9 protein-coding genes are annotated in these 12,698 nt (G+C 47.9%); 5 read left to right on the forward strand and 4 right to left on the reverse strand.

Annotation, left to right across the window (positions count from 1 at the left end; all coding sequences use genetic code 11):
• Positions 1 to 140: 140 nt before the first annotated feature.
• Together C233_RS0116685 and C233_RS0116690 are read right to left on the reverse strand one after the other, a co-directional pair.
• Complete coding sequence (locus C233_RS0116685; RefSeq protein ID WP_018668694.1) at positions 141 to 827, reverse strand: porin family protein; 687 nt, start codon at positions 825 to 827, stop codon at positions 141 to 143.
• 55 nt (positions 828 to 882) lie between these two features.
• Positions 883 to 2,682, reverse strand: coding sequence for a muramidase family protein (locus C233_RS0116690; protein ID WP_018668695.1), 1,800 nt, complete (start codon positions 2,680 to 2,682; stop codon positions 883 to 885).
• Between the two features lie 305 nt (positions 2,683 to 2,987).
• Between C233_RS0116690 and uvrA the strand changes: the two genes are divergently transcribed.
• The 3 genes from uvrA (at position 2,988) to C233_RS0116705 (ending at position 8,058) form a co-directional block, all read left to right on the forward strand.
• Positions 2,988 to 5,816 (forward strand): excinuclease ABC subunit UvrA, encoded by a 2,829-nt coding sequence (gene uvrA, locus C233_RS0116695; protein WP_018668696.1) that lies wholly within the window; start codon positions 2,988 to 2,990, stop codon positions 5,814 to 5,816.
• Between the two features lie 80 nt (positions 5,817 to 5,896).
• Positions 5,897 to 6,370, forward strand: a complete 474-nt coding sequence (ybaK, locus tag C233_RS0116700; RefSeq protein ID WP_018668697.1) for a Cys-tRNA(Pro) deacylase — start codon at positions 5,897 to 5,899, stop codon at positions 6,368 to 6,370.
• A gap of 125 nt (positions 6,371 to 6,495) precedes the next feature.
• Positions 6,496 to 8,058: a peptide MFS transporter gene (locus C233_RS0116705; protein ID WP_026314896.1), complete on the forward strand. Its 1,563-nt coding sequence runs from the start codon at positions 6,496 to 6,498 to the stop codon at positions 8,056 to 8,058.
• Positions 8,059 to 8,157: 99 nt separating this feature from the next.
• Here the strand turns inward: C233_RS0116705 and C233_RS0116710 are convergent, their stop codons facing one another.
• Complete coding sequence (locus C233_RS0116710; RefSeq protein WP_018668699.1) at positions 8,158 to 8,655, reverse strand: GNAT family N-acetyltransferase; 498 nt, start codon at positions 8,653 to 8,655, stop codon at positions 8,158 to 8,160.
• Positions 8,656 to 8,927: 272 nt separating this feature from the next.
• Between C233_RS0116710 and C233_RS0116720 the strand changes: the two genes are divergently transcribed.
• Both C233_RS0116720 and C233_RS0116725 read left to right on the forward strand, forming a co-directional pair.
• Entirely contained in the window at positions 8,928 to 9,254 is a 327-nt protein-coding gene (locus tag C233_RS0116720; protein WP_018668701.1) for a PadR family transcriptional regulator, read from the forward strand.
• 50 nt (positions 9,255 to 9,304) lie between these two features.
• The gene (locus C233_RS0116725) at positions 9,305 to 10,408 is read left to right on the forward strand and encodes a PspC domain-containing protein (protein WP_018668702.1); all 1,104 of its coding nucleotides are present in this window, start codon (positions 9,305 to 9,307) and stop codon (positions 10,406 to 10,408) included.
• A gap of 140 nt (positions 10,409 to 10,548) precedes the next feature.
• Here the strand turns inward: C233_RS0116725 and dpp5 are convergent, their stop codons facing one another.
• The gene (dpp5, locus tag C233_RS0116730; protein WP_026314897.1) at positions 10,549 to 12,666 is read right to left on the reverse strand and encodes a dipeptidyl-peptidase Dpp5; all 2,118 of its coding nucleotides are present in this window, start codon (positions 12,664 to 12,666) and stop codon (positions 10,549 to 10,551) included.
• Positions 12,667 to 12,698: the final 32 nt, after the last annotated feature.

A 12,698-nucleotide genomic window follows, 5' to 3' on the forward strand; every position in this document is an offset into this window, starting at 1 on the left:
GAGAAATTACAGGAATAGGACTATAAAAATGGCATATGAAGTGAGTATGCTCTATCATCTTCATATGCCATCTTGATTTTTAGGGACATTTACTGAATATCCCTGCTTTGTTTATTGCGGACTCGGTTTTGTTTTTACGCTTACTTCCTTAAGTCGAACAGGTAAGTGATTTTAGCCGTAATAACCCCGTGTGCCGAGCGCGAGAAGTAGTCTTTCTTGGTACTGCTGTAGAAGTCGGACAATGCATAGTAGTATCTGCCTTCCACCAGGAAATTGCCGGCTTTGGTACGGAGTTCCACACCGGCTCCGCCTGTGATACCGTAGTCGAATTTGTTCTCTACGGCTTTGTCGTGCTGCTCTACTGTTATTCCCGTGTAATTGTCCCAGCCGTCGCCTATCGTATAACTGTCGCCGAGGAAGAAACCTATCTGCGGGCCTGCATGGACGAAGAACTGCAAGCCTCTTTCTTTGCCGAATGCCAGATGTGCAAGGAAAGGAATTTCTATGTAGTTCATCTTACGGGTGTATTGCAGTTCGGGATAGTCCTGGTAAAACTCGTCCCAACCGTGCTGGGAGAAGTTCAATTCGATTTGCGCACCGCATATCATGTTGAAGTATTTTTCGGAAATATAACGGGCTGTCAGTCCGCCGTTGATACCCATTAGATTTTTCTGGCGGACTCTGGGAGAGAAACTTACACTATTCAGGTTGATGCCGCCGTTTACGCCTACGGAAAAATTATGGCGTTGCTCGCCTATCTGTGCGCTTGCCGGCAGGACGCACGTGCCTGCTAAAAGTGCTGTTCCTATAATCGTTTTCAGTTTCATTTTCTTTAATTGCATTACGAATTACCATAATCCCGGTGGATGTAAACCGCCGTTTTTAATCGAAATCGAGCTTTATCAGTTCGAAATTCTTGGTGAAACGGACGAAGAATACTTTGCGGTTGATAAACCCGCCCCAATTATTTACGCGCTGGAATTTGAAGCCTGTCTGAATGGGGATGAGCTCCATTTCGTTCAGGTGCTTTTCGAATCCCGAGCCGTACCGGGACAACCCTTTAAGGAAGAAGTAACCCGTATCGAAACCCAACATGCCGAATTTGGGATAACGCTCGTCCATGTCTTTCCCATACCACCTGCGGTAGCTCTTGGTAAAGTTGATTGCCGCCGGCAGCAGGTTGTTGGTATAGAAAGAAGAATAGAAATAGGTATCCAGTTCGAAGAATGCCTCGAGGTGGTCTTTGGTATAGGTCTGCCATTCCGGATACCCGAACAGGTGTACGCGGCTTTCGGGCTTTTCGCGTACCAACAGCGTCAGTTGCGGCAGTATCTTAATCAGGGTGATGTTGCTCCCGGAGGTGGGGATGAAGATGTTTTCGCGGTCGTCGCGCAGCACGGCTTTCAACGATTCCACGGTAGCGTCTTCTTTCAATGATTTCATCGGTATGGAGCGGTTGCGCAACTCGTCTTTCAATCCTTTGATGAACTCCGCTTTGTCCGCAGTGCCCTGGGCTGCCTCGATAAAGATAACGTTGGCGTTGGGGAACTGGCGGACGAAATGGTCGTACACCTCCGAGTAGAGGTAGGATTGCGGCGTATTGATTTGGTACACCGACGGGTTGCGGAATACGGTATTGTCCTTGGAGGTAAACGGTATCACCAGGCGTATGTCATGCTTGTCGGCGAAGTCGGCAAGCGGCTTGATGTGTTGCTGGTGCAGCGGGCCGAAAATGATGTCCATATTCTTCATCTCGCTTTTGCCGAGAATGGAATTCAGCGACGAAGCGGCTGAACCGGTGCTGTAAGTATATAAATCGACGGAGGTTCCTGTGCGTTTCAAGCTGTCTACCGCCATAAGGAAGCCTTCGTAATATTCCACCATTTTGGCGGATTCGCTTTTACTTGCCCCGTCGGGCAGGAATGGCAGTATAACGGCGGCTTTGATAGTGCTGATGCGCTCGTTGCTTTTGCTGTTTTCACTGAACAGTTCGCTGTTGCTCGGTACGGTCTGGGGGCGTGCTTCTTGCTGCACTTGCGGAGACGGGTAGGGGATACAGAGGAATGTGCCTCTCTTTATTTTGTTTTCGCCCTTCAGTTCCGGATTGGCGGCAATGAGCTCGTCCTCCGTAATGCCGTATTTACGGCTGATGCTGAATACCGTTTCTTTCCGTTTCACCTTGTGCATATCGCGGCAGCGCGATTGTACCGGTCCCTGAATGGCCGTATTGCCAGCGGATGTGCCCGTCGGTTCCGTTGTGCCCGTAGTGGCAGTAGTTGCCGTAGTCGTGGGAGACGGTATCAGGATGACTTGCCCGATACGGAAATTGTCGGCGCTCAGTCCGGGATTGGCATCGCATATGTCCTTTGCCGATACGTTGTATTTTACGGTAAGCCGGTATAGGGTTTCGCCGGGTGTTATGGTATGGAAAGTTTCCTTTTGCAAATCTGTGCCGGTACGGGGAATACGTAAAGTGCGCCCTACATATATCTTGTCGTCGCTTCCCGGATTTAGCTTTACGATGTCTGCCTGGCTGATATTGTACATGCTGGCAATGGAATACAAGCTTTGGCCTTTCTCTATCGTATGCAGAAAATAAGACTGGTTTTCTTGTGCGTTTACACCGAAACTACATGCACCGGCAAGCAGCAGGGAGCAAAAAATACGGTTAATCGTTTTCATTCAGTAATCGTTGGTTTATGTTTACAATTTCCCAAAGTAGCCGCAAAGTTAGCAATATTGTCCTATTATAGCCAAAGGATTGCGTTAAGAAATAATATTGTGCATTTCAAAACCGAAAAATACTTCTTTTCGGCTGATATTCGGCCGGAAACCGTTATTTTTGCACAAAGGATAAGACCGTGCAGGGCACGGCGGTTATGAGTTGCGGGCTATAAGTTATCCGCCGGTGCTTTTTGTATGTGGCGGTATGACTCTATGACAGGCAGGCGGCTCATAACCCGGATTCATAACTCACTAATTAAAATATGCAAGAAGAAACGGAATATATCAATGTATACGGGGCGCGTGTACACAATTTGAAGAATATCGATGCTGAAATTCCCCGTAACAGCCTGACGGTCATTACCGGATTGAGCGGAAGCGGCAAGTCGTCCCTCGCATTCGATACGATATTCGCCGAAGGCCAGCGCCGGTATATCGAAACCTTTTCAGCCTATGCCCGCAATTTCCTGGGCAGCCTGGAACGTCCCGATGTGGATAAGATTACGGGGTTGAGCCCGGTGATTTCCATTGAGCAGAAAACGACCAATAAGAACCCGCGTTCCACCGTAGGTACGACTACCGAGATATACGATTATCTCCGTCTGTTGTATGCCCGTGCAGGCGAGGCTTATTCTTACCTCTCCGGTGAGAAAATGGTGAAATACACCGAGGAGCAGATTCTCGACCTTATCATGCGCGATTATAAGGGGAAGCGCATCTATATCCTCGCTCCGTTGGTACGTAGCCGTAAAGGACATTATAAGGAGCTGTTCGAGCAGGTGCGTAAGAAGGGTTATCTCTATGTCCGTGTAGACGGAGAGGTGCGCGAGGCTTTGCCCGGAATGAAGCTGGACCGTTATAAAAACCACGATGTAGAGGTGGTTATCGATAAGTTGGCGGTGACTGACAAGGATGATACCCGCTTGAAGAACAGCGTGGCTACCGCCATGCGTCAGGGCGACGGGCTGCTGATGATTCTCGATGTCCAGAACGGGGGCGTGCGCCATTACAGCAAGCGCCTGATGTGTCCTGTAACCGGATTGTCTTACCGGGAGCCCGCCCCTCATAATTTTTCTTTCAATTCCCCGCAGGGAGCCTGCCCCAAATGCAAGGGGCTGGGCGTGGTAAGCCAAATCGATATAGACAAGGTTATTCCTGACCGCGAGCTTTCCATAAGCGAAGGGGCTATCGCACCTTTGGGAAAAGCCAAAAACAGCATGATATTCTGGCAGATTACCGCATTGCTGGAGAAATACGAGGCTACCTTGAAAACTCCTGTCAAGGAGCTGCCGGACGATGCCATAGATGAAATCCTGTACGGTTCGGACGAGCGTATAAAGATAAAGAGCTCGCTTATCGGTACGTCGTCCGATTACTTCGTGACTTTCGAGGGGGTAGTGAAATACATCAGGATGTTGCAGGAGAAAGATGTATCTGCCACAGCGCAGAAGTGGGCGGAACAGTTTGCCAAGACTGCGGTATGTCCGGAATGTCACGGGGCGAAACTGAATAAGGAGGCTTTGTCTTACCGCATTCACGATAAAAACATCCACGAACTCTCCGTTATGGATATCAGCGAGCTGTATGACTGGTTGATGAACGTAGACCGGTATCTCAGCAACAAGCAGCAGCAGATTGCCGTCGAAATATTGAAAGAAATCCGTACCCGTCTTAAATTCCTGCTGGATGTGGGGTTGGACTATCTGTCGTTAGACCGTAGCTCCGTCAGCCTTTCCGGTGGCGAAAGCCAGCGTATCCGGCTGGCTACGCAGATAGGCTCGCAACTGGTGAATGTGCTGTATATTCTGGACGAGCCGAGTATCGGGTTGCATCAGCGGGACAATCAGCGGCTTATCCGTTCGTTGAAGGAGTTGCGCGATATGGGTAATTCCGTTATCGTGGTGGAGCATGATAAGGATATGATGCTTGCCGCCGATTACGTTATCGACATGGGGCCTAAGGCCGGCAGGTTGGGCGGTGAGGTCGTATTTGCCGGTACTCCGAGGGAGATGTTGCGGACGCATACGCTGACTTCCCAATACTTGAACGGCGAGCGCGTTATCGAAGTGCCCGCCAAACGGCGTAAAGGCAATGGGCATAGCCTATGGCTGCGCGGTGCGAAGGGTAATAATCTGAAAAACGTGGATGTGGAGTTTCCGTTGGGCAAGCTGATTTGCGTTACCGGTGTATCGGGTAGCGGTAAGTCCACGCTGATTAATGAAACACTTCAACCCATTCTTTCACAGAAGTTCTACCGTTCTCTTCAAGACCCTTTGGAATACGGTAGTATCGAAGGATTGGAGTATATAGATAAGGTGGTCAATGTAGACCAGTCTCCGCTGGGACGTACTCCGCGTTCCAATCCGGCTACTTATACGGGGGTGTTCTCCGATATCCGTAATCTGTTCGTAGGATTGCCCGAGGCTAAGATTCGCGGTTACAAGGCGGGACGCTTCTCGTTCAATGTCAGTGGCGGACGTTGCGAAGCCTGCCAGGGTAACGGTTACAAAACTATCGAAATGAACTTCCTGCCCGATGTATATGTACCTTGCGAGGTTTGCCACGGCAAGCGTTACAACCGCGAGACGTTGGAAGTGCGTTTCAAGGGAAAATCCATTGCCGATGTACTGGATATGACAATCAACCGTGCGGTCGAGTTCTTTGAGAACGTTCCCCAGATTTTGAATAAGATTAAGGTCATTCAGGAGGTCGGCTTGGGATATATAAAGTTGGGGCAATCTTCCACCACGCTTTCCGGAGGCGAAAGCCAGCGTGTAAAACTGGCTACCGAGCTTTCCAAGCGGGATACGGGCAAGACGCTCTATATACTCGACGAGCCTACTACCGGCTTGCATTTCGAAGATATCCGCGTATTGATGAACGTATTGAATAAGTTGGTGGATAAAGGCAATACGGTTATCGTCATCGAGCATAATCTTGATGTCATTAAAATGGCGGACTACATTATAGATATGGGTCCCGAAGGAGGCAAGGGCGGGGGAGAGCTGCTCTCAGCCGGTACGCCGGAAGAGGTGGCGAAAAGCAAGAAAGGATATACCCCGAAGTTTTTGCGGGAGGAGCTTCGTCTTTGAATAGCTCGGAACGGAAAAACGGATGCTCTGCGATAAGACTGTTTTTGTCCGTCCGTAATTTATAATCTGTAATTAATGACATGAAAATCAATAAAACGAATGCAGCCCGTCTGCTCGATAAGGCTAAGATTGCCTATGAACTTATCCCGTACGAAGTGGATGAGAAGGATTTGAGTGCTATACACGTTGCCGCCAGCTTGGGGGAGGATGTGGAGCAGGTTTTTAAAACCCTGGTATTGCATGGCGATAAAACCGGTTATTTTGTATGCGTTATTCCCGGTGAGCATGAGGTCGACCTGAAATTGGCCGCCAAAGTATCCGGAAACAAGAAGTGCGACCTTATTCCGGTGAAAGAGTTGCTCCCGCTGACGGGGTATATTCGCGGCGGATGCTCTCCTGTCGGCATGAAGAAGCCTTTTCCTACCTACATTCACGAAACTTGCCTGCAATTTCCTTATATTTATATCAGTGCCGGGCAGCGCGGATTGCAGCTTAAACTCAGTCCGGAAGATTTGATAAAAGAAGTGCGTGCCGAAGTCTGCATCCTTTTTTGAGGCATAAAGGCCGGTTCGGGTGAGAGATATTTTGTTTTCTTACCGGAAATCTCGATGAAAAGTATATATTTGCAGAAAATATAAATAAATCAATACTAATTACTAATCTACAAAAATTTACTTTTATGTTTAGCAAACACCCTAATGGTTTGATTGCCGCCGCTTTGGCTAATATGGGAGAACGTTTCGGCTTCTATATCATGATGGCAATCCTTACGCTGTTTATCTCGGCAAAATTCGGACTGTCTGAAACGACTACCGGGTATATTTACTCCGCATTCTATGCATCTATTTATATTTTGGCACTGGCAGGCGGCATCATTGCCGACAAGACCAAGAACTTTAAAGGTACTATCCTGGCCGGTCTGATAATGATGGCTGTCGGCTATCTGATTATTGCCATTCCTACGCCTACGCCGGTTCCCAGTATGGGGCTTTATTTGGGGTTGACCTGCTTCGGGCTTCTGGTCATTGCTTTCGGTAACGGTTTGTTCAAAGGTAATCTTCAGGCATTGGTAGGTCAGATGTACGACGACCCCAAGTACTCGAGCCTGCGCGATTCCGGCTTCCAGATTTTCTATATGTTTATCAATATCGGAGGTTTCTTTGCTCCGTGGATTGCTATCGGCGTCCGTAACTGGTGGTTGAAGGTCAATAACTTCGACTATGATGCCACCTTGCCCGAGCTTTGCCACCAATTCCTTAAGGAAGGCGATAAAATGGCTCCCCAGGCAATGGAAAACCTTACCTCCCTGGCAGATAAAGTAACGCTCGACGGTAGTCGGGTGGCCGATATGAATGTGTTTGTCAACGATTACCTGGAGGTGTTCAACCGCGGTTTCCAATATGCTTTCATGGCTGCTATTGTCGCCATGCTGATTTCGCTGGTAATCTATCTGGTGAACAAGAACCGTTTCCCCGACCCTGCAAAGAAGGTCGTAATTGCCGAGGAGCGGAATGCTGCTGTAAGCAAGGAAGAAATCAAGATGAGCGCCGCCGAAATCAAGCAACGTATCTATGCTTTGTTCGCTGTGTTCGGCGTTGTAATTTTCTTCTGGCTGTCATTCCACCAGAACGGTTATTCCCTGACTTATTTTGCACGCGATTATGTGGACTTGAGCGTAATCGATATCGACCTCGGCTTTACCCGTATCAAGGGTGCTGAAATATTCCAATGCGTCAATCCGTTCTTCGTAGTATTCCTTACCCCGTTTATCATGTGGCTGTTCGGTTCGTTGAAAAAGACCGGTAAAGAACCTTCTACTCCGATGAAGATTGCTATCGGTATGGGTATTGCAGCATTGGCTTACGTGTTCCTGATGATATTCTCATTTACACTGCCTGCGAAAGACGCGTTGAGTACGATGAGTGCCGCCGAAATCAGTGCCATTCGTGTAACGCCGTGGATTATGATTGGTTTGTACTTCATCCTTACGGTTGCCGAATTGTTTATCTCGCCCCTGGGGCTGTCCTTTGTATCCAAAGTAGCTCCTCCCCATTTGCAGGGTTTGATGCAGGGTTGCTGGCTGGCAGCCACGGCAGTGGGTAACTCGTTGCTTTTCATCGGCGGTATCCTTTATACCACTGTGCCGATATGGGCATGCTGGCTGGTATTTGTAGGTGCAACCGGTGCTTCCATGATTGTAATGCTCTCAATGGTCAAGTGGTTGGAAAAAGTGGCACGGTAACCGGAATATCGGACGTTGAAAACTAAAAATCAAAGGCTGCGCGGTTCAAGCGAACATTGCGCAGCCTTTGATTTTTAGTTTTCAACGTCCTGGTTTTATCTATATTTCTTTTCCCATTATGTAGTCATTCATATAGTATCCGTTTCCTATCGGAAAATCCCCCTCCCTTAGTTTTTTCATTCCCATGTGCTCATAAAAATGCAACGCTTTGTTGTTGCGGTTTACATTCAGCTCCAGCATACACGGTTCCGGATGCACCTCCTTGATGTATTTTACGGCTTCACGAAACAGGAAACTGCCGCAGTGCGCTCCTTGATAATAGGGGAGTACATAGATTTTTTGCAGATGAAATAAGCCTTTGCCTTCCGGTTGTACGGATACATATCCTGCCGCTTCGCATTCTTCGTAGGCTATGAGATATACGTGTCCTTCTTCTTCCATTTGCTTGCGGATATTCTCCAGGGAATACATCCATTCCATCATGTATTCAATCTGTTCTTTTGAAAGTATTTCCTTATAGGTTTCCGGAAATATCTGCCATGCGAGCTTATGAATCAATTCGCAGTCGGCAGTCGTCGCTTTTCTGATAGTAAACATATTCGTAACGTTTATATTAATCTGATGCAAATATAATATACTTTATTACAAATAGGCTTTATTATATGGGTATTTATAACATATTTACCATTTTCCGGTAAAGATTGTAACTAAGGAATGTTTGTTACCGGGAAAGAGTATTTCTTAAAGAATACTAATATAAAGTACTTTGTAATACAAGGTACTAAGATAATACATATATTTGTGCCATACAAAGAAGATGAAAGCAGCATCTTTATCGTGATTAGTAAAAATTTAATAGCATATAGATTATGGACGTTAATAATGTAAAGTCGCAGATGCGCAAAGGCATGCTTGAATATTGTATCATGCTATTGCTCCATAAAGAGCCGGCTTATGCTTCGGATATCATACAAAAGCTGAAAGAAGCACGGCTGATTGTGGTGGAAGGGACGCTCTATCCATTGCTCACCCGCTTGAAGAACGACGAGTTGTTGAGTTACGAATGGATAGAATCCACACAAGGACCTCCTCGTAAATATTATAAGCTCACGGAGAAGGGAGAGGCCTTTTTGGGCGAGCTGGAAATATCCTGGAGGGAATTGAACGATACGGTCAATCACATTGCCAACAATTAGCGGCCGATAGTTGTATATAGTAATGGAATAATAAATAAAAACATATAATAATGAAAAAGACATTAACGGTAAATTTAGGCGGAACAGTTTTCCATATCGATGAAGATGCTTACCGCCTGCTGGATAATTATTTGAGTAACTTGAAAATTCATTTCCGCAAGGAACCCGGTGCGGATGAGATTATAGATGACATTGAACGCCGTATTTCCGAACTCTTTACGGAGAAACTTGCTGCCGGTTTGCAGGTCATTACCATAACCGATGTGGAAGAGGTTATTGCCCGTATGGGAAAACCGGAAGATATGGAGACGGATAACGACAACGGGGCTTCTTCCGCCAATAATACCAATAACGGTTATGGAGCGGGAGCGCGAAGCAACAACCCGGATGCGTCCCATACTACGCGCCGCCGCCTCTACCGCAATCCGGACGACAAGTTGCTGGGTGGCGTTATCAGTGGCATGGCTGCATACTTAGGCTGGGATGTGACTTTGCTGCGCCTGTTGTTGCTGGTAGTATTGATTTGCGGGGTAGGAACGTTGATTCCGGTCTATATCGTTTGCTGGCTGGTAATTCCCGAGGCACATACGGCTGCCGAGAAGCTGAGTATGCGCGGTGAAGCCGTTACGGTGGAGAATATAGGAAAAACCGTAACCGACGGGTTCGAAAAAGTGGCTAACGGTGTAAATGACTATATAAAATCCGATAAACCCCGTACTTTCTTACAGAAATCGGGCGATGCCCTGGTTATGGTTGCCGGTTGGTTTTTCAAAATCTGCCTGGTGATATTCGCTATCATTTGCAGTCCGCTGTTGTTTGTGTTCGGAGTGGTGTTCGTGGCTTTGCTTTTTGCAGCCGTAATGGTGGCTATCGGCGGGGGAGCTGCATTGATTTCACTGTTTCCCACCTTCGATATGGTGTTGCCTACTTCTCCGTTGTCCGCTATCGTGATGTATATTGCGGGTATTCTGTTGGTGGGTATTCCGTTGATAAGCCTTGTATGGGCGATATTCAGCCAGGTATTCAAGTGGCAGCCTATGGTTTCCGGACTGAAGTGGACTTTGGTTATTCTTTGGATTGTTAGCGCGGCTGTTTTCGGTATCTGCTACACTATGCATGGAGCTACATTTCCGATACCGGGTGTTTTTGCCTGACGGGTGTTTGTTAGCATCATAGCAGGTGTGAAGTTAATAAGATTACCTGCAAAGAGTTAATATCATAAAAAAAGGAAGTTAACATCATCGTACAAATGATGTTAACTTCCTTTTTTTATAATGTCTGTTGCCTGCTTGTCCTATCGTTCGGCCGGTTTCAGCCATTTATCCAGCCATTCGAAGAATGTACGCTGCCACAGGACACCGTTTTGCGGTTTCAGCACCCAGTGGTTTTCATCGGGATAGATAAGCAACTCGGCAGGAACGCCACGCATAACGGCAGCGTCGAAAGCTGCCATAGCCTGGTTAGCGAGGATGCGGAAATCTTTTTCACCGTGAATACAGAGGATAGGAGTATCCCATTTGTCTACGAAGCGGTGGGGCGAATTGGCAAATGTGCGTTGGGCTGTGGCATTGTTCTTTTCCCAGTATGCGCCTCCCATATCCCAGTTGGCAAACCATTTCTCCTCTGTTTCCAGGTATTGCATTTCCATATTGAAGATACCGTCGTGGGCGATAAATGCCTTGAAACGTTTGTCGTGATGTCCGGCAAGCCAGTAAACGGAGAACCCTCCGAAGCTGGCGCCTACGCAACCCAGGCGGTCTTTGTCCACAAACGGTTCTTTTGCCATTTCGTCTATGGCCGTGAAGTAATCCTTCATACACTGGCCGCCGTAATCGCCGCTGATAGCTTCATTCCATTCTACGCCGAAACCCGGAAGGCCGCGGCGGTTGGGAGCTACGATAATATAATCGTTGGCTGCCATAATCTGGAAGTTCCAGCGGTAACTCCAAAACTGGCTGACGGGGCTCTGAGGACCGCCTTCGCAGAAAAGCAGGGTAGGATATTTCTTGTTGGGGTCGAACCGGGGCGGATAGACAACCCATGTCAACATCTGCTTGCCGTCGGTAGTCTTCATCCAACGGGCTTCCACTTTGCCCATTTCCAACTGGTCGTAAATCTGTTTGTTCTCGAAAGTGAGCTGCTTGGCTTCGGCAAAGGCTTCACCGTTGCGTTCCTTGCTTACGGCATAGATTTCGTCGCCCATGCTCATGGAGTGGCGCTTGGCTATGACCTTGTCGCCGCAAAGGGCAAGAGAGGCGTAGTCGTACATGCCGTCGGTAAGCCGGTTCAACCGGTCGTTGGCGGTAAGGTCGATATTGTATATTTGCGTTTCGCCATGCCATACACCGATGAAGTAGATGCTTCGGGAATCTTCGTTCCACAGGAAAGCATCCACATTGGATTCGAAAGCTTTGCTTACAAAACGCTTTTCCCCGGTTTCGAGGTTCATGATGAACAGACGGTTCAAATCCGCTTCGTAACCGTCGCGCTCCATACTTTGCCATGCAATGTATTTACCGTCGGGAGAGTATTGGGGATTGGTATCGTATCCTTTATTTTCTTCGGTAATGTTCTCTGTTTTTTGGGTGGCAAGGTCGTAGATATAAATATCCGAGTTGGTAGAGACGGCATAAGCCAGTCCGGTCTTTTTACGGCAGGTATAGGCTATTTTGTCGGAAGAAGGGCTCCAGGCCAACTGCTCGATACCGCCCCAGGGCTTCATCGGGCTTTCATAGGGTTCGCCGTCCAGGATGTCCCGGACGTTGCTGATACCGTTACCGTCGAATTCGGCTACGAACGGATGCGGAGCGGTCGTTACCCATTCATCCCAATGCTTGTACATCAGGTCGGTAACGATGATACCGGTTGCTTTGGGCAAATCGGGATGTTTGTCGGCAGTGCTCTGTACGGTTTTTACCTGGGCAATGAAAAGCAGCTTCTTGCCGTCGGGGGAGAAGGCAAAACCTTCAATGTCTCCGTCGTACTCGGTGAGCTGTTTGCGTTCCGTACCGTCGGGGTTCATTTCCCATACCTGGCTGCTGCCGCTTTCGTTGCAAAGGAAGGCAATCTTCTTGCCATCCTTAATCCAGGCGGGCTGGCTTTCCTGCCAGTTGTCACGGGTAATTTGCCGGTGGTTGCCGCCGTCGGCATCCATGACGAACAATTCGTTGTTACTCTTGTTTTCCGGTACACTGTAATAGGCTACCGAATAGGCTATCTGCTTCTCGTCGGGCGATACGGCTACGCTACCGATACGCCCCATTGCCCAAAGCGCCTCGGGGGTCATACGCTTACCTTCAATCTTGATGTCCGGTTTCCCGATAAGCGCGTCGTTTTGTCCTGCTTCTTTCGTTCCGCCGCAGGATGCCAACATGATTGCTGCCGACATAAATAATAGGTTTGATTGTTTCATATAGGTTTGAATTTTTATTTTGGTAGCGAAGA

Origin of the sequence: Bacteroides gallinarum DSM 18171 = JCM 13658 (genome assembly GCF_000374365.1) — a bacterium.
Classification (GTDB): Bacteria; Bacteroidota; Bacteroidia; order Bacteroidales; family Bacteroidaceae; genus Bacteroides; species Bacteroides gallinarum.